Annotated in this window: 19 protein-coding genes and 1 other RNA gene; 11 read left to right on the top strand and 9 right to left on the bottom strand. The window is 65.6% G+C overall.

Annotated features, from left to right (window positions below):
• Nucleotides 1-46 precede the first annotated feature (46 nt).
• The 9 genes from PVW48_RS06770 to PVW48_RS06730 form a co-directional block, all read right to left on the bottom strand.
• On the bottom strand, nt 47-1,183 hold the full coding sequence (locus PVW48_RS06770; RefSeq protein ID WP_274580796.1) for a gamma-glutamylcyclotransferase: 1,137 nt from the start codon (nt 1,181-1,183) through the stop codon (nt 47-49).
• Nucleotides 1,184-1,196: 13 nt separating this feature from the next.
• Nucleotides 1,197-1,637: a TrgA family protein gene (locus PVW48_RS06765; protein WP_012178983.1), complete on the bottom strand. Its 441-nt coding sequence runs from the start codon at nt 1,635-1,637 to the stop codon at nt 1,197-1,199.
• Nucleotides 1,638-1,656: 19 nt separating this feature from the next.
• Nucleotides 1,657-2,901, bottom strand: coding sequence for an SAM-dependent methyltransferase (locus tag PVW48_RS06760; protein WP_274580795.1), 1,245 nt, complete (start codon nt 2,899-2,901; stop codon nt 1,657-1,659).
• Nucleotides 2,902-2,999: 98 nt separating this feature from the next.
• Nucleotides 3,000-4,430 (bottom strand): cryptochrome/photolyase family protein, encoded by a 1,431-nt coding sequence (locus PVW48_RS06755; RefSeq protein ID WP_274580794.1) that lies wholly within the window; start codon nt 4,428-4,430, stop codon nt 3,000-3,002.
• Between the two features lie 280 nt (nt 4,431-4,710).
• Nucleotides 4,711-5,697 (bottom strand): acryloyl-CoA reductase, encoded by a 987-nt coding sequence (gene acuI, locus PVW48_RS06750; protein WP_274580793.1) that lies wholly within the window; start codon nt 5,695-5,697, stop codon nt 4,711-4,713.
• 11 nt (nt 5,698-5,708) lie between these two features.
• Nucleotides 5,709-6,815 carry a dimethylsulfoniopropionate demethylase gene (locus tag PVW48_RS06745; RefSeq protein ID WP_274580792.1) on the bottom strand — a complete coding sequence of 369 codons (1,107 nt, stop codon included), beginning with the start codon at nt 6,813-6,815 and terminating at the stop codon, nt 5,709-5,711.
• Nucleotides 6,812-7,318 (bottom strand): DinB family protein, encoded by a 507-nt coding sequence (locus PVW48_RS06740; RefSeq protein ID WP_338020465.1) that lies wholly within the window; start codon nt 7,316-7,318, stop codon nt 6,812-6,814. Before PVW48_RS06740 ends, PVW48_RS06745 begins: the two co-directional genes overlap by 4 nt.
• A complete protein-coding gene (locus PVW48_RS06735; protein WP_274580791.1) occupies nt 7,315-8,016 on the bottom strand; it encodes a DUF1326 domain-containing protein in 702 nt (233 codons plus the stop codon). Before PVW48_RS06735 ends, PVW48_RS06740 begins: the two co-directional genes overlap by 4 nt.
• Before the next feature lie 11 nt (nt 8,017-8,027).
• A complete protein-coding gene (locus PVW48_RS06730; protein ID WP_012178990.1) occupies nt 8,028-8,786 on the bottom strand; it encodes a DUF2182 domain-containing protein in 759 nt (252 codons plus the stop codon).
• A gap of 90 nt (nt 8,787-8,876) precedes the next feature.
• Between PVW48_RS06730 and PVW48_RS06725 the strand changes: the two genes are divergently transcribed.
• The 11 genes from PVW48_RS06725 (at nt 8,877) to chrA (ending at nt 16,357) form a co-directional block, all read left to right on the top strand.
• Entirely contained in the window at nt 8,877-9,605 is a 729-nt protein-coding gene (locus PVW48_RS06725) for a FadR/GntR family transcriptional regulator (RefSeq protein WP_012178991.1), read from the top strand.
• Between the two features lie 95 nt (nt 9,606-9,700).
• Complete coding sequence (locus PVW48_RS06720) at nt 9,701-10,747, top strand: extracellular solute-binding protein (protein WP_274580790.1); 1,047 nt, start codon at nt 9,701-9,703, stop codon at nt 10,745-10,747.
• Between the two features lie 128 nt (nt 10,748-10,875).
• Complete coding sequence (locus PVW48_RS06715) at nt 10,876-11,226, top strand: DUF4345 family protein (protein WP_274580789.1); 351 nt, start codon at nt 10,876-10,878, stop codon at nt 11,224-11,226.
• Between the two features lie 41 nt (nt 11,227-11,267).
• Nucleotides 11,268-11,617: a transfer-messenger RNA gene (ssrA, locus tag PVW48_RS06710) on the top strand.
• Nucleotides 11,618-11,674: 57 nt separating this feature from the next.
• Complete coding sequence (locus PVW48_RS06705; protein ID WP_274580788.1) at nt 11,675-11,812, top strand: hypothetical protein; 138 nt, start codon at nt 11,675-11,677, stop codon at nt 11,810-11,812.
• A 37-nt stretch (nt 11,813-11,849) separates the two neighbouring features.
• Complete coding sequence (locus tag PVW48_RS06700; RefSeq protein ID WP_274580787.1) at nt 11,850-12,590, top strand: hypothetical protein; 741 nt, start codon at nt 11,850-11,852, stop codon at nt 12,588-12,590.
• A 108-nt stretch (nt 12,591-12,698) separates the two neighbouring features.
• Nucleotides 12,699-13,298: a phage tail protein gene (locus tag PVW48_RS06695; protein WP_274580786.1), complete on the top strand. Its 600-nt coding sequence runs from the start codon at nt 12,699-12,701 to the stop codon at nt 13,296-13,298.
• A gap of 104 nt (nt 13,299-13,402) precedes the next feature.
• Nucleotides 13,403-13,996: a phage tail protein gene (locus PVW48_RS06690; protein ID WP_274580785.1), complete on the top strand. Its 594-nt coding sequence runs from the start codon at nt 13,403-13,405 to the stop codon at nt 13,994-13,996.
• 53 nt (nt 13,997-14,049) lie between these two features.
• Nucleotides 14,050-14,712 (top strand): DUF1194 domain-containing protein, encoded by a 663-nt coding sequence (locus PVW48_RS06685; protein WP_274580784.1) that lies wholly within the window; start codon nt 14,050-14,052, stop codon nt 14,710-14,712.
• Nucleotides 14,713-14,724: 12 nt separating this feature from the next.
• Nucleotides 14,725-15,069: an antibiotic biosynthesis monooxygenase family protein gene (locus PVW48_RS06680; protein ID WP_274580783.1), complete on the top strand. Its 345-nt coding sequence runs from the start codon at nt 14,725-14,727 to the stop codon at nt 15,067-15,069.
• 34 nt (nt 15,070-15,103) lie between these two features.
• Entirely contained in the window at nt 15,104-16,357 is a 1,254-nt protein-coding gene (gene chrA / locus PVW48_RS06675) for a chromate efflux transporter (protein ID WP_274580782.1), read from the top strand.
• The last annotated feature ends 55 nt before the right edge of the window (nt 16,358-16,412 follow it).

Raw genomic sequence — 16,412 nt, 5'->3', positions numbered from 1 at the left:
CTCCCTCTAAGCCGTTCCCGGGTGATACGCGCCGCGTTGGCGGACCTCAAGTGTCGGGGCGCGGCAGGGTGCGCAGGCGGGCGCGTTCGGCGGCCAGCCAGAGGGCCGAGATCATCAGCGGACCGTTCTGCACACGGCCGTCGCGGGTCATCGCCATGAGCGTGTCGAAACCCACGATCCGGGTCTTGATGTCTTCGGCCTCATGATCGACGCCGTAAAGGCCCACGGCATCATCGGGCAGATCGGTCAGCCCAACATAGGAGGCAAGGTATTCGGTCACCGCCCCGGGGGAGGGGTAATAGGTGCCGATCCGCTCCAGGTGCCACATGGTCAGCCCCGCCTCTTCACGGGCTTCACGGTGGACGGTCTCTTCCCAGGTTTCGCCCCCGTCGACACGGCCTGCGATGGGCTCCAATGTCCAGGGCTGGGCATCGCCGCGCACATAGGGCCCGATGCGGAACTGGTCGACCAGGAGAACCCGGTCGCGCACCGGGTCGTAAGGCAGGACCGTGACCGCATCCACCGCCACGAAAGCCACGCGGGAGACCGGATCGCTCAGACCGCCGTCGAAATGGGGAAAGCGCAAGTGGTGTTCTTCGAGGCGGAAGAACTTGTTGTAGGGGATGTCGGTCCGCTCCACGACCACCGCGTCGCGGGACGGCAGGTCGTCGCGGACAGGCGCGGGTCGGGTGCACGCGGCCAGCCGGGATTGCGCGCGGGCGCCCATCACCGGCCAGAGGGCAGCCATCTCGGCCGAGGTCAGGCTACCGAAATAGGACATCGCCTCCAGCGCCGTTTCCCGCGTGACCGCGCCATGTCGGTCCTGCCATGCGGACAAGTCCCACGAACCTCCGGGGCGCAGCGCGCCGTCGGTGGGTCGGTAAAGCTGCGCTTGCCGCAAGGTTCCATCCGCGCAGGTGACGGTGGCCGTCCGGCGCAGATAGCCGAAGCCGTACTCGTAGAAATCGAGCCGGGCGATATCGTCTGCGCTCAGGCCGATGAGCAGCAGACCGGGGGACCGGTCCGACGGTGCGGCGGGGATCGAGATCGGGAAATCATGGCCCGCGGCGCAGACGGTGCGCGCGCCGAGCAACCAGCCCTCGCGCCGCTCGGGCAACTGGCCGAGCACGATTTCCAAAAGGGACAGGTCGCGCAGGGTGCCGAAGACGAAGATATCTGTCATGGCCGCGGGCGGGTCATGCGAGGCTGCGTCCCGCCCAGCGCACGAAGACCGTGCCGATCAGCACCCCGAGGCCGAGGACCGTGAAAACCGGGCCCTGGATCGCCATTGCTCCGAAGAACAGCATGAGGTTGGCGATATCGGTCACAGCCTCGATCGGACCATCATAGCGCAGTTTGATCGAGCGTTGATAGGCCTCTTCACCGGCGATCAGGAACAAGGTGGTCAGCATCATCAGCGTCACGGTGCGCACCGACAACGCGAAGGACCGCCGCAGGCTCGGCCCCGCATGGGCGCCCGCGAGCCGCCAGCCGAACCAAATGCCCGTAAGTGCCGACAGCGGCACCAGCACCCCGGGCGCGCGTTCATCGGGCAGACCCGGAATTCCGATCCACGCCGCCAGCGCGCCGGTCAGACAGAAAATGATTGCCCCGAAGAGTTTCGCGCCCGTCGGCATGCCATCCTCTCACCTGCCCCTAGCCCGGTTTCGTCACCGTGATCTGCGTGACATCGCAGTTTCCGTAGTGGAACGTGGCAGCACAAGATGTCAGATAAAAGTTCCACATGCGGCGAAATCTGTCATCGAACCCGAGAGAGGCGACCTCGTCCCAGCGGTCATTGAAGGTCTCGTGCCAGCGGCGCAGTGTCTGGCTGTAGCTTTCGCCGAACTCGATGGAGCGCTTGACCTCCAGCCCGGCGCGGCGGGCCTGCTGTCGCAGCACGCTCGGACCCGGGAGCATGCCACCGGGAAAGATGTATTTCTGAATGAAATCAACACTCTTGCGATAGGTTTCGAATTTCGAATCCTTGACGGTGATGATCTGCAGCGTGGCATGTTTGCCCGGCCGGAGCCGCTCGCGGACCGTATCGAAATAGACCGGCCAGTACCGCTCGCCCACGGCCTCGAACATCTCGATGGAGGCGATGCCGTCATAAAGCCCGTGCTCGTCGCGGTAATCCTGCAACTTGATCTCGACCCGGTCCGACAACCCGGCCTTGGCGATCCGGGCGGTGGCGTAGTCGAATTGCGCCTGGCTGATGGTGAGGCCGGTGACCTTGAGCCCGCGTTCCTTGGCGGCATATTCGGCAAACCCGCCCCAGCCACAGCCGATCTCCAGCACATGATCGCCGGGCTGGGCGCCCATTTCATCCACCATCGAGGCGTATTTGCGGCGTTGCGCGGCCTCGGTGCTCTCCTGCCCGGTCTCGAACATGGCCGAGGAATAGGTCATCGTGTCGTCGAGCCACAGCGCATAGAACTCGTTGCCCAGGTCATAATGGGCGGCGATGTTCTTCTTGGCCTGGGTCTTGCTGTTGGATTGCAGCCAGAAGCGCAGTTTCTCGACAATCCGCACCAGTGCAAACCCGGTATAGCCGTCGAACAGCGCGTCGTTATCGGCGGTGATCAGATCCATGAAACCCTGCAGGTCCGGCGTGCTCCACCAGCCGTCGAGATAGGCATCGCAGAAGCCAAGCTCCCCCTCGCGAACGAGCCGCGCGAACACGTCGTCGTTATGAATGGCCAGTTCCGCCACCGGACCGGGTTTGGGCCCTTCGACGCGAAAGCGGCGTCCGTCCGCCAGCACGAAATCGAGCCGTCCGTGTTCGATCTTGGAGGCGATGTCGAAAGCTGATTTGAAGTAGCGCGGCAGGTCTTTCTGCCCCTTGGGCGACGTCAACACGGGTTCGGCGGCACCTTTGGTTCCGGTAAGCAGGGTCATCTTTATCCTCAACTGTCCGCCGCAGTAACGCCGCGAAAAGGGCGGTGTTTCAAGGGCGTGTCGGCTTCGTCCTAGGGGGTTTACAGGCCCGGTGTCAATTATGCAGCATCCTTGCGCGCCTGGTAGGCGTCGAGGGCGCGCTTGCGGCCTTCGTCCAGCGGTACGATCGGATCCGGGTAGGCGTCGTCGGGCGACAGACCCCAGCTGCGCGGGATCGCATCGAAATACGCGCGCGCATCCTCGGGCGGCGTGCCCTGCCCTTCGGCGATGAAACGGCGCTGGTAGGACTGGTCGCGGTCGAATTTGTCGAGCTGGGTGTCGGGGTTGAACACCCGGAAATAGGGCGCGGCGTCAGGGCCGGAGCCCGCCGCCCATTGCCAGCCCATGGCGTTGGAGGCCGGGTCCCAATCCACCAGGCAATCATCGAACCACGCCTGCCCGACCCGCCAATGGGTCATCAGGTGCTTGGTGAGGTAAGACGCCACGATCATCCGGCCGCGGTTGTGCATGGTGCCGGTGACATACATCTCGCGCATGGCCGCATCGACAAAACGGATGCCCGTGCGGCCCCGGCGCCAGGCCTCTGCATCGGCGTTGTCATCGCGCCAGGGGAAGTCGTCCCACTCCGCGCGCCAGTTCTTCTCGATCAGGTGGGGCGTGTGCCAGACCAGGTGATAGGCGAACTCGCGCCAGACAAGCTCCTTGAGGAAGGTCTCCGCCCCGGCCTTGCCCTCGGCCAGCGCGCGCTGGCCCGCTTGCCAGCAGGTGGCGGGGCCGATCTCGCCATAGGTGAGGTTTTCCGACAGGCGCGAGGTGCCTTCGATGCCGGGGATGTCGCGGGCGCGGTCATAATCCTCGACCCGGTGGGCGATGAAGGCGCCGAGCCGACCGCGGGCCGCGTCCTCACCGATGGCGAGATGCGGCGCCACGATGGCCGCGCCGCGGTTCATGGCGGCCCCCAGTGCCCAGTAGTCGAGCCGGTCGCTCTCGGGCCAGTTGTCGGGGGCGGGGATGCGGTCGGGGGCGGGCTGCGGCTCGGGCATGGCGCGGTCACGGACCGCTTTCCAGAACGGTGTGTAGACCTTGTAGAACCCGCCCGAGCCGGTCTCGACCGTCCAAGGCTCAATCAACAGGTGCCCGGTGAAGCTGCGCGCGTCCACGCCGTCGTCCTGCAACCCGGATTTGACGGCCTTGTCGCGGGCGACCTGGTCGGGGTCGTAGGCGCGGCTCCAGTAGACGGTCTCGGCACCGGTTTCCGACACCAGAGCGCGCAGGGTTTCGAGCGCGTCGCCTTTGCGGTAGATCAGCCGCGAGCGGCGGTCCCGAAGGGCTGCGTCCAGCGCCGCCGCCCCGAGCCCGAAGCGCCATTTGGGAGCCGCGCCGAGGCTGTCGAGAATGGGATCGCAGAGGAAGACCGGGATCACCGGCGCACCGGTCTCGACCGCCGCCACAAGCGCCCGGTTGTCGCTCAGCCGGAGGTCCCGGCGCACCCACCAGATCACCGGCGCCCTGTCGGTCTGACTGCTCATCTCCACTGTCCTGTCCTGTGTCGTCCTCCCTGCCGGAGATGGCGCAGGCGCGCGGCAGGTCAAGCAAAGGTGCCGCGCATGCAACCACAAGACCCAGTCGAAGCCTGGGCGCAGAGCCGGCCACGGGCCAAGCGGTTTCGAAACCGCTTGCTTGCGGCGGCTGCGACGGCAGCGCCGGCCCCCCTGCCCCGGCGCGGACTTGCGCCAAGGGGTGGTTTTCGCCGCTCCGCGGGGATTGCGCGCCAAGCGGTTTCGAAACCGCTTGGACCAGGCCCGGCGGTCAGGCGCGCACGTCCACCACCACGCGGCCCTTGACCTGGCCCTTCAGGATGTCGCGCCCGAGGGCCGGTAGATCTTCGAGTGTCGCGGGCTGGATCATCGCTTCGAGCTTGTCCATGGGCAAGTGCTCGGCGATCTCTTTCCAAGCCCGCATCCGGTTCTCATAAGGCTGCATCACGCTGTCGATTCCCAGCAAGTTCACGCCGCGCAGCAGGAACGGGATCACCGTGGCGGGCAGACCTGCGCCCCCGGCCAGACCGACCGCCGCGACCGAGGCGCCGTATTTCATCTGGCCCAGCACGCGGGCCAGCATCGCGCCGCCCACGGCATCGACGCAGCCCGACCAGGTCTCGGATTCCAGCGGGCGTTTGACGGTCTCGGCCACCTCTTCGCGCGCCACGATCTGAGTTGCGCCGAGCGATTTCAGATACTCTGCCGTCTCGGGCCGCCCGGTCACCCCGGCCACCTCATAACCCTTGGCCGCCAGGATCGCGGTCGCCACGGACCCGACTCCGCCGGCGGCCCCGGTGACCAGCACCGGCCCCTGCCCCGGGGCCAACCCGTGATCCTCCAAGGCCATCACCGCCAGCATGGCCGTGAACCCGGCGGTCCCGACCGCCATGGCCTGCCGCGTGGTCAGCCCCTGAGGCAGCGGGACCAGCCAATCGGCCTTGACCCGGGCCTGCTCGGCATAGCCGCCCCAATGGGCCTCGCCCACGCGCCAACCGGTCAGCACCACCTTGTCGCCCGGCGCGTAGCGGTCGTCGTCGGAGCTGGCCACCGTCCCGGCGAAATCGATCCCCGGCACATGAGGGTAATTCCGCACCAATCCGCCCCCCGGCCCGATGCAGAGCCCGTCCTTGTAGTTCACGGTAGAGAACTCGACATCCACCGTCACCTCCCCCGCAGGCAGGTCATCCGCGGTGATCTCTTCGACCGCCGCGACCGGTTTGTCGTCGCCATCCTTGCGCACCACCAGGGCTCTCATATCGTCTCTCCTCAGATCCAGAAATTTTCCTGCACGCGGGCGGGGCGCAGCCCCTCCTGCGTCTCGACCATCAATTCGGTGTCCGGGTCCCAATGGGTCATCCGCACCATGCCGATGGCAACATTCGTGTCGAAGTCCGGCGACCACGCGGCGGAGGTCACCTGCCCCACATGCTTGTCCCCGGCCAGAAGGCGCCAGGCCCGGTCGCAGACCGGCACCCGCTCGCCTTCGATCTCGATGGGGCGGATCTGGCGGTTCGGGCCGTCCATGGACACCCGCAGGAGCGCATCGCGCCCCAGGCAGCCAATGGCCGTCTGCACGTTGCAGAACCGCTCCAGCCCGCATTCGAAGGGGGTGTTCCAGCGGGTCATGTCGTTGCCGTAGCTCAAGAGCCCGCCCTCAACCCGCTCGATCCCGTTGGGGCAGCCCGCGCGCACGTCGAGATCAGCGCCCGCCTCGAACAGGGCATGCCAGAGCGGCATGCCCAGATCGCTGCCTTCCACGTAGATCTCGAAGCCGCCCTGCCGGGAATAGCCCGAGCGCGCAACGACCAGGTCATGACCCTGGAACTGGAAGAACCCGAAGCGGAAAAACCGCAGGCTGACCGCATCCGCGCCGAACACCCGCTCGACCAAATCATCGGCGAGCGGGCCCTGGACCGCCAGGGGCGAGACATCGGGCTCTTCGACCAGCACTTCGAGCTGGCGGGCATTGGCCAGCGCCTTCACCCACAGGAGCAGATCACTGTCGGCGATCGAGATCCAGAACCGGTCCTCGGACAGCTTCAGCGCCACGGGATCGTTCAGCATGCCCCCGGTCTCGTCCACCATCGGCACATACAGACACTGCCCCGGCAACATCCCGCGCAGGTCCCGCGGGGTCAGAAGCTGCATCAACTTGCCCGCATCCGGGCCGCGCAACTCCACCTGCCGTTCGCAGGACACATCCCAGACCTGCACCTTCTGCTTGAGATGGTGGTAATCCTCCTCGACGGACTCGAACACAGTCGGCAGCAGCATGTGGTTGTAGACCGTGTAGGCGCGCACCCCGGCGGCCTCCACCCCTTCGGAGAACGGCGTGCGCCTCAGCCGGCGGGCAAGGGAGAGCAAAGGCGTCATGGGGCCTCCGGCATGGCAAAGAGATCCGTGTCGCCGGGCCGCGCCCCTGCCGCGGTCAGCATCGCGTGGATCTGTCCCCGGTGGTGGGTCTGGTGGTTGAAGAAATGCGTGATGCACACAGCAAGCGGTTTCTCCACATCACGCCCGAGCGCCCCGGAATGCCACGCCAGCCTGCCCTCGACAGCGCCCTCATCCAGCTTCTTGGCCCAGTTGCGGATCATCGCATCGGCATCCGCACGCAGCGCGCAGAGCTGATCCCAATCCTCGACGAATTGGACGCTCTCGGCGATCCCGCCCGCGGGCTTGTCCCAGCCGTCAAATCGGCTCATCCAAAGCGTGTCGGCCCACAGAAGATGGGAAAACGTCCGTTGTATCGACCCGAAGAAAGCCGCGCGATCTTCCTGCCGCGCGGCCTCGGTCAAGGTGTCCGCCGCAGACATCAGCGACCCGTTCTGCCAGGCGTTATAGGCCGCCATGGTTCGGCAGAACGCAGCGGTGATCACTTGCCCGGCCCCTGCCAGTGGATCGGACAGATCTCGGCGGATTTGCCGCCGAAATCCCACATCCGACCGTAGTCGCGCACCCGGCTCTTGAGGCCCTTGGCGACGATGATGTCCGGGCCCATCCAGTATTTCGAGTTCGACACCATGACCGGATGTTCAGGGTCCGCGCCGCCCACCATCTCGATCTCGCCCTCGATCTTGCGCCCGATCCGGATCGACCGGCGCGCGCCGTCGGTGACGATCTCTACCGGCGCGCGTTCGGCCCCGATGATGTCGGAGACCAGCAAGGTGAAGAGCCCGGTGGTCCCCCCCGCCGCGCCGGAGAATATCTTGAGAATACCGTTATAGGCCTTCTGGCTGGAGCGTTCGTCCACATAGGCCGCCACGCGCCAACCGCCCTCGGCCATCCGGCCCGGGATCTCGACCATCAGCCCGACATTGAGGCCCGAAAGGCTCTCGCCCTCGAAATGCCCCTCATCGATGCGGATCGCCATCCAGGCCTTGCAGTCGCCTTCCGTGGGCGGGTGCTTGCCGAGCGAGACCACGCAGGGGCAGAACACGTCGCAGGAGCAATTCAGAAACAGCTCCCCCTTGATTTCCCAGTTGGTCGGCTCGGCGCGGCGGCGGCGCGGGTTCATTCGCGCGTCAATCCGCTCCATCACCTGCAACCGGTCGCTCTTGCGCGGTGTCTTGGCCATCGTTTTCTCCCTCACATCCCGGTCGCGGCATAGGCAATCACCCCGAGCCCCGCCGTCATCAATACGATCCCCATGGGTTTGGTCACATGGGTGCCAAGCTCCGGCAGTTTTTCGACCACCATGAAAAGCGTGGCGAGCCCCATCCACACCAGCGACATGGTCCCGCCGACAAAGCCCAGTGCCATCAGGCCCCAGCAGCAGCCCGCGCAGAACGCCCCCATCCCGGCGCCCATGCGCAGCCCGCCCGCAAAGCCCGTGCGCCAACGGCCGAGAAAATAGCTCATCGGGCTGTGGCAGACCCCGTGGCAGACCGCCTTGAGGCGGCTGAACTGGAAAAGCCCCACCGCCAGCAGCAAAAGCCCGCTCAGCCAGAGCGACGTGAACGCCCCCAGCCCGTTGACGATCCCGGTATTCAGGAACGCCACTTGCACCACCGCCAAGAGCGCCGCGACCGCGACCCAGACCAGAAAATACCCCAGAAGCACCCCGATCCACCCCGCGCGCGTCCCGTCCGCCGACCGGATCAGCGCATCATAGGTGCCAAGGGTTGGAACAAGGGTCGGCAGCATCATCGCCGCCATCATGATCGCCCACATGGCAAAGAGCGTGCCGAAACTTTCCATCGGCATCATGTTCATGCCCACGGGGCGGCCCCAGAGATCGACACCACTCATGCGGGCCATGTCGAACATGACCCACCACGCCAGCAGGATGATGGCGAAAAACGCAAGCCACGAGAGACCGCGCAAGGACGTGCGAAGAGCTGTCATGGATCCTCCCTCTTGCGCCCGAAGATTTAACGGGCCAATCTAAATGTCAAACAATTAATGTCAGACGTATGAAAGGCGGGATCGGACCGCATGGAATACCAGCTTGAACCGGGGCGCGACCTTGCGGTGCAGATTGCCGACCAGATCCGGGCGGCGATCCTGCGGGCCGATCTTCTGGTGGATGCGCGTCTGCCTTCGGAGGCGGAGCTGGCCGAGCGATTCGAGGTATCGCGCCCGACGGTGCGCGAGGCGCTGAAACGGCTGGCGGCGCAGAACCTCATCCGGACCCAGCGCGGGGCCACGGGCGGGGCCTTCGTCAACCGGCTGAGCTTTGCCGAGGCCGCAAGCCAGCAGGAGATCACGGCGACGCTCGTGCTGAGCATGAATGCCGTGGATTTCGAGACCGCCTGCGAAGCCCGCTACGCGCTGGAGCGGGCCTGTGCGCCGCTGGCCGCCGCTCGGCGGACGGATTCGCACCTCGCCGCCCTGCAGGCGGAGTTGCGCCGTCAGAGCGATCCGGGATTGGACGATGCAGCTTTCTGCGCCTCCGACGTGGCCTTCCACCGGGTACTGGTGGAGGCTGCGGACAACCCGGTGCTCAGCTACCAGTTGGCCGGGGCGGTGGAAGGGATGCAGCCCCTGATGAACATGATCACCCATAGCGAGCGATCGCGCGCGCGGATCGTGGATCTGCATGGCGACATCCTCGACGGGCTGGCCGCCCGCGACGGCGCGCGGGTCGATCAGGCCCTGAGCGCACTGGCGCTTTATACTGCGGAACTCGGCTCCCAGAGCCGCGCAAAACGCGCCGCCGGCTGAGACCTGCCCCGGGGGTGCAAACGCGTTGTTGCACCTGCCTTGCGTTCTTTCTACCGTGAAGCGCGTGATGCATTTTCCTGGAGCTTGGGAGCCCAATGAGCACAGCCTTCCGCCTGACCGCGACGACAGCGCTCGCCGTCCTCGCCACCCCGATCTCGGCCGCTGATGGCGACCTGATCGTCTTCGACTACGCCGGGTTCGAATTGCCCGAATTCCACAGCGCCTATGTCGACGCCCACGGCGCGAGCCCGGAATTCACCTTCTTCGGCGACGAGGAAGAGGCCTTCCAGAAAATGGTGTCCGGCTTTCGCCCGGATGTCAGCCACGTCTGCGCGGGCTCGGTGACAAAATGGGTCGCCAGCGGCCTGCTGGAGCCTTGGGATACATCCCGCATCCCGGCCTTCGCGGACCTGAATGCGGATCTGACCGGGCAGGACGTGACCGAAGGCACCGGAAACACCTACTTCATCCCGCTGGATTTCGGATCCACCGGCATCGCATACAACATGGACGAAGTCCCGGCAGAGGACGTGGCGAGCCTCGACGTGTTCCGCAACCCGAAATACGCCCAGCGGATCACCCTGCCGGACAATGTCGACGATGCCTACGCCCTTGCCTACCTGGCGACGGGAACGACCGACTGGACCACCGCCACCGATGCGCAATTCGAAGCGGCATCGGCCTGGCTGCGCGAGGTCCATTCGAACCTGCGCACCTATTGGACCGACCCGGCGGAGCTGGCACAGCTCCTGGCCACGGGCGAGGTGCTGGTGGCCTGGGCCTGGAACGAAACGCTGCCGACCATGACCGAAGAGGGATTCCCCATCGGCTATCAGCAGGAGGCTGCGGAAGGGTCCTCCCTTTGGCTGTGCGGCTATGTGAACCTCGCCGAGGGCCAGGGGTCCGAAGACAAGGCCTATGATTTCATGAATGCGATGTTGGACCCATCCTCGACCAGGCCTTTGCTGGAAGCGGGCTACGGGCATTCCAACGCCGCGGCCATGGCGCAGATCAGCGCCGAAGAACTGGCCTCAGTCGGGTTGGGTGAGGTCAACGCGCCGGTGCTGGCACAACTGCCCATGAGCAAGGAGTTGCGCGAGAAGCAATCGGCCACGTTCGAGCGGATCAAGGCCGGTTTCTGATCCTACGGATCAAGGCCGGTCCCCGAAGACGACCGGACGAGATGACATGGAACACCGCGCCGCCGCGCGGTGTTTGCCATTGAAGACCCCGGTTTCGGCGGTCTTATATCGCAGAAAGGGACGGACCCGTGATCGACATTCTCAACATCTTCATTGCGCTGATCAGTATCGGTCTGGGGCTTTTCGGCTGGCTGGCGCCAAAATACACCATGGAGGCGCTGGACCTGAAGCGGGGAGAAACGACCATGGGCGTGTCGGAGATCCGCGCCTCGGCGGGAGCGCTGTTCGTCGGCTTGGGCATCGGGGCGATCCTGCTTGGAACACCGACGGCTTACGCCATGATCGGGTTCGCCTGGGGCGGGGCGGCGGTGGGGCGGATGACCTCGATCCTCCGAGACGAGGCACCGACGCGCCGCACTTGGGGGTTCTTCGCAACCGAGGCCTTGGTCGCCGCTACCGCGCTCGCCATCAACCTCTAGGACGGTCCCGCGAGGCCAATTTCCTTGCTCAAGGATTTTGCACCTTTGCATCCGGCGCGCTCCATACCTATATTTATCGTGTCCTTCGGGACTATGGACATAAACGCGCTCGTAATAAGCGGATCGGACCCGGGGGCGGTACCCGGCGGCTCCACCAACAGCCCTGTCGTTTGCAGGCAGAGGGGGCCGAAACAGGATCGACGAACGTCTAAAGGGGTTAGCTTTGTCTCGGCTGGGTGCCACCGTTATCGGCCTAAATTGTACAGTTGCAAACGACAACCGTGCTCCGGTGGCCGTTGCTGCGTAAGCAGTAACAACACCGAAACTTAAGTCCTTGCGCCTAGCAGCGTAAGGCGGGGTTCGCAGGCACCTGGCAACAGAAGCCTGCACATCTCTCCCGAACAAGACAATTTGCAACACAAGCCTGCCCCTTGTCCGCAACACCCTGATGCCCGACTTTGGCCGAGCACCGGTGCCCCTTGAGGACGCAGGCTGCCTGGTCTCGGAGCCAGTCGATCAACCGACCCCGCGCACCGGCGGTCAGAAAACAATTGAAATCAGTGCAAAAAAATGGAATGATTTTTGAAACTTTACCAAAAAATTCAGGGATTTTCCAAATGAAGATGCGTCCATTTCTTGCCGCGACCGCCGTCACGGCCCTTCTTCCGTTCAGCGCAACCGTGGCTTCGGCCGTCACACTCGACCAACTGGTCGCGGGCTCCACACTCACCCAGGGCGATGTCACCTTCAGCGGCTTCGCGTTCCAGGATTTCTTCGAAACCAGCCCGTTCAGCCCTGTGTCCGGCGACCGCGTCGTCGATGCCTCCGAAGTCGACATCTCGACATCCGCCACGGCGTCAACCGTTTCCCTGACGGCCACCATCGACCCCGCGATCAGCATCGCCGGGGCAGACGCCGCAAGCGGCTTTGGGCATCTCTACGAGTTTTTCCTGGATTTCACCGTGTCCGTGTCGGCAAGCTCGGCCCGCACCCTGGAAAGCGTGACACTCGGAGGGGGCGATCTCTTCGCTACAAACGAAGGCGTCAGCGAGGTGATATTTGACATCGTGGGCATCGGCGGCGGAGTCGATCTGGAGATCTTCGAAGCCCCGGGGTTCACCGCGGCCTCGGCAACATCCGATACCGAAACATTGTCGTCTCAGACCAGCCTCGACTTCCTCGGACAGATCGAGGGCGACACGAGGGACGGCGACACGGCGGGTATCTCGACCTTCACGATCACCTTCGATCTCGGTGGCATGGCCCCGCCGCCGCCCCACGTGATTCCGGTCCCTGCCGGTCTTCCGCTGCTGCTGACCGGCCTGGTCGGGCTCGGGTTGGCCCGCCGCGCACGGCGCGGCTGAGCCCACCGACTTTCACATAACGAGTGCTTGATTTGTCACCGCGGGGCTCGCGCCCCGCGACCATGACCGGCGTGCATTGACATGCCCATGACAGAGGTCTTTTCACCCATGTTGAACACACTCAAATCTACATTCGCCATCGGCGCCATCGCACTGGGGCTGTCCGTCTCCGCGCCGTCCTCGGCTCAGGCGCAGGATTACTACATCGGACAGATCATCATCGGCGGCTGGAATTTCTGCCCGCGCGGCACCTTCCGGCTCGATGGCAGTTTGCTGTCGATAAACGAAAACCAGGCTCTCTTCTCCCTGCTGGGCACGAATTATGGCGGCGACGGACGCACCACATTCGGGCTGCCCGACATGCGCGGTCGGGTTCCCGTTCACACCGGCCAGGGCCCCGGCCTGTCGGACCGCCGGTTGGGCCAGACGGGCGGGAGCGAGGCCAACACTCTCAGCGTCGCGCAACTGCCCGCCCACAGCCACGCCCTGAGCGGCACGGCAACCGCGGCGAACACGCCGTCTCCGGCAGGCGCGCTCCCGGCCACCACCGGGCGCGACTCGACCTATGCCGCCGGAACCCCGGATACCGCCATGGCCGCTGGCGCCATCGGAAGCACTGGCGCAGGAAGTGCGGTCAACAACATGCCTCCGTTCAACGTGGTGACCTACTGCATGGTGGGCTTCGGGATCTACCCGAGCCGGAACTGACCCCAACCCAGCGACACCGCCTCCCCCCCCCTGCACATCAATGACAGGTGCAGGACGACCCTTCGCCTGCCACCGCGGGCGCACCATCATAAAAAGGTTTACCCATGTTCAATCCCCTCAAATCCTCCCTCGCCGCCTGCGTCCTGGCCCTTGCCACATCCGTTTCGGCCCCCGCACACGCGCAGGAGGCCTACCTCGGACAGATCATCATGGGCGGATGGAACTTCTGTCCGCGCGGAACCGCGCCACTCAACGGACAACTGATCCAGATCAGCCAGAACTCTGCCCTGTTCTCCCTGCTGGGCACGCAATTCGGCGGGGACGGGCGCACGACCTTCGCCCTGCCCGACATGCGCGGCCGGGTGGCCCTGCACAACGGAACCGGGCCGGGCCTGACCAACAAGCGCATCGGCGCCCGGGGCGGCAGCGAAACCAACACGCTGACCGTCGACCAACTGCCCCCACACGCCCACGCGCTGACAGGCACAAGCACGGCTGCCAATACCCCCTCGCCCGCCGGTGCCCTGCCCGCCACGACGGGGCGCGATTCCAGCTATGCCGCCGGCAGCGCCGACACCGGGATGGGCGCGGGCGCGATCGGCAGTACCGGCGGCGGACAGCCGGTCAACAACATGCCGCCCTATACCGTGGTGCAGATGTGCATCGTGACCCAGGGCCTGTTCCCCTCGCGCAGCTAGCGCCGGCACACTCCGTGATTGCGCGCCGCCCCTGCGGCGTGCAACCTGCGACCATGCTCGCTCCCCTGCGCCCGCTCGCCTTGGCCCTGACCCTGCTGGTCCCCGCCCTGCCCGCGCGGGCCTGCCAGACCGCGCTTTTGCTGGCCATCGACGTGTCCCAATCCATCGACAGTGCCGAGTACCGGTATCAAACCGAAGGGCTGGCCGATGCCTTGGCCGATACCGAGATCGCCGAGGCCCTGATCCGGGGCCGTATGGCGCTGGCCGTGATGCAATGGTCCGGACGGGACGCGCAGAACCTGTCGATCCCCTGGACACGCATCCACAGCCAGGCGGACCTGGCGGCCTTCGCCGCCCGCGCCCGTGCCATACCGCGCGCCTATGTCATGTCAAACACCGCCGTGGGCGAGGCGCTGAGCTTCGGGCTTGCGCAGTTCGCGGCCGTCCCGGACTGCGCGCGCAAGGTGATCGATGTGTCAGGCGATGGGCCTGACAACGCGGGCTCCGACCCGCGGCTGGCCCGCCGCGCCGCTGAACGCGCGGGCATCGAGATCAATGCGCTGGCGATCGAATCGCTGGGCCTGTCGATCACCAATTACTTTCGCCGCGCGGTCATCACCCGGGGCGGCTTCGTGATGACCGCCCGCGGCTATCGCAGCTATGCCCGCACCCTGCGCGAGAAGATTCGCCGCGAAATTTCCCAGATCATGTTCTGACCGGAGCCCCAGATGATTGCCGTGATATTCGAAGTCCATCCCGCCGAGGGCCGCAAGGACGCCTATCTCGCCATGGCCGCGGAGATGCGCCCCCTTGTCGAGCAGATCGACGGGTTCCTGTCGGTCGAACGCTTCGAGAGCCTGACAACCCCCGGCAAGCTCTTGTCGGTATCGTTTTTCCGGGATGAAGCAGCGCTGGATGAATGGCGCCGGCTGACGCAGCATCGGCGGGCGCAGACCGCGGGCCGCGCGGGCATGTTCGCCGACTACCGGCTGCGCGTGGCCCATGTGCTGCGCGACTACGGCATGACCGACCGGGCCGAGGCCCCCGCCGACAGCGTGGCCCTGCACGGATGAGCCCCCGCCCCGCATCCATGCCGCACCCGGCCCCATGACGCCCCCCTCCCTGTCGAAGCTGACCCGCGTCTTCGGTCGCATCGGCCTTCTGTCCTTCGGCGGCCCTGCGGCCCAGATCGCGCTGATGCAGGAAGAGCTGGTCGAGCACCGCGCCTGGCTGACGCGGCCGCAATTCCTCAACGCGCTGTCCTTCTGCATGCTCCTGCCCGGGCCGGAGGCGATGCAGCTGGCCACCTATGCGGGCTGGAAGCTGCGTGGCACGCCCGGCGGGTTGATCGCGGGGGGGCTCTTCGTGGTGCCGGGGGCCTGCGTGATCTTCGCGCTCGCCTATGCCTACGCCGCATTCGGCGATCTGCCCCTGGTGGACGGGGTGTTTCTGGGCATTCAGGCGGCCGTGATCGTTCTGGTGTTCAAGGCGCTCCTGGGTCTTGCGCGCAAGACGCTGACCTCGCGGGACCGATGGATGCTGGCAGCGCTCAGCTTCACGGCGCTCTTCGTGTTCGGCGTGCCATTCCCTGCGATCATCGCCGCGGCGGCGCTTTACGGTGCGTTGAGCGCCCGCGGGCCCGTGACGACGTCCGCTGAGAGCGAGGCCCTACCCCACCCTGCCATCGGCACGATTCTGACCTGGTTGACTGCTTGGCTCGCGCCCATCGCGGTGCTCTGGGCCAGCGGTGCCGACCTGCTCAGCCAGATCGCCCTCTTTTTCGCCAAGCTCGCGGTGGTCACTTTCGGCGGGGCCTATGCAGTGCTTGCCTACATGACGCAAGAGGTCGTGCAGGAACGGGGCTGGCTCACGCCCGAGCAGATGATCGACGCGCTGGGTCTGGCGGAGACGACGCCGGGGCCGCTGATTCTGGTCACACAATTCGTGGGCTTTCTCGCAGGGTTCGCCGAAGGCGGGCTCGGACTGGCACTGATCGCCGGGCTCATCACGCTGTGGGTGACTTTTGTGCCCTGTTTTTTGTGGATTTTCACCTTCGCACCGTATGTGGAGTGGATCGCCACACGGCCCCGCCTGACCGGCGCTCTGCAGGGCATTACCGCCGCCGTGGTGGGCGTGATCCTGAACCTTGTGCTCTGGTTCGCACTGCATGTGCTGTTTGACAGTTTGCGCCCGGTGGCGGTGCCGGGTGTGGTGGCCGAGCTTCCGCTGCTGGCCTCGTGGAACGGGGCGGCCCTCGGCCTGACCCTGTTCGCGGCCTACCTGATGTTGCGCCTGAAGCTGGAATTCCCGGTTGTGCTTGCCTTTTGCGCAACCGCTGCGGGGGTCATCACCCTGATCTGATACCGCCTGCGCGGCAAATGTTCTTTTTGACGACCGGACCTTTCCATCCCAAGTG

This window comes from Dinoroseobacter sp. PD6, from assembly GCF_028807315.1.
GTDB classification, from domain to species: domain Bacteria; phylum Pseudomonadota; class Alphaproteobacteria; order Rhodobacterales; family Rhodobacteraceae; genus Dinoroseobacter; species Dinoroseobacter shibae.
This window is presented reverse-complemented; position numbering and strand designations above follow the sequence as displayed.

Bases quoted from the DNA above. Each gene is read 5' to 3' on its own strand.
- PVW48_RS06770 (WP_274580796.1), bottom strand. From the start codon at position 1,183: ATGACAGATATCTTCGTCTTCGGCACCCTGCGCGACCTGTCCCTTTTG.
- PVW48_RS06765 (WP_012178983.1), bottom strand. From the start codon at position 1,637: ATGCCGACGGGCGCGAAACTCTTCGGGGCAATCATTTTCTGTCTGACC.
- PVW48_RS06760 (WP_274580795.1), bottom strand. From the start codon at position 2,901: ATGACCCTGCTTACCGGAACCAAAGGTGCCGCCGAACCCGTGTTGACG.
- PVW48_RS06755 (WP_274580794.1), bottom strand. From the start codon at position 4,430: ATGAGCAGTCAGACCGACAGGGCGCCGGTGATCTGGTGGGTGCGCCGG.
- acuI (WP_274580793.1), bottom strand. From the start codon at position 5,697: ATGAGAGCCCTGGTGGTGCGCAAGGATGGCGACGACAAACCGGTCGCG.
- PVW48_RS06745 (WP_274580792.1), bottom strand. From the start codon at position 6,815: ATGACGCCTTTGCTCTCCCTTGCCCGCCGGCTGAGGCGCACGCCGTTC.
- PVW48_RS06735 (WP_274580791.1), bottom strand. From the start codon at position 8,016: ATGGCCAAGACACCGCGCAAGAGCGACCGGTTGCAGGTGATGGAGCGG.
- PVW48_RS06730 (WP_012178990.1), bottom strand. From the start codon at position 8,786: ATGACAGCTCTTCGCACGTCCTTGCGCGGTCTCTCGTGGCTTGCGTTT.
- PVW48_RS06725 (WP_012178991.1), top strand. From the start codon at position 8,877: ATGGAATACCAGCTTGAACCGGGGCGCGACCTTGCGGTGCAGATTGCC.
- PVW48_RS06720 (WP_274580790.1), top strand. From the start codon at position 9,701: ATGAGCACAGCCTTCCGCCTGACCGCGACGACAGCGCTCGCCGTCCTC.
- PVW48_RS06705 (WP_274580788.1), top strand. From the start codon at position 11,675: ATGCCCGACTTTGGCCGAGCACCGGTGCCCCTTGAGGACGCAGGCTGC.
- PVW48_RS06700 (WP_274580787.1), top strand. From the start codon at position 11,850: ATGCGTCCATTTCTTGCCGCGACCGCCGTCACGGCCCTTCTTCCGTTC.
- PVW48_RS06695 (WP_274580786.1), top strand. From the start codon at position 12,699: ATGTTGAACACACTCAAATCTACATTCGCCATCGGCGCCATCGCACTG.
- PVW48_RS06690 (WP_274580785.1), top strand. From the start codon at position 13,403: ATGTTCAATCCCCTCAAATCCTCCCTCGCCGCCTGCGTCCTGGCCCTT.
- PVW48_RS06685 (WP_274580784.1), top strand. From the start codon at position 14,050: ATGCTCGCTCCCCTGCGCCCGCTCGCCTTGGCCCTGACCCTGCTGGTC.
- PVW48_RS06680 (WP_274580783.1), top strand. From the start codon at position 14,725: ATGATTGCCGTGATATTCGAAGTCCATCCCGCCGAGGGCCGCAAGGAC.
- chrA (WP_274580782.1), top strand. From the start codon at position 15,104: ATGACGCCCCCCTCCCTGTCGAAGCTGACCCGCGTCTTCGGTCGCATC.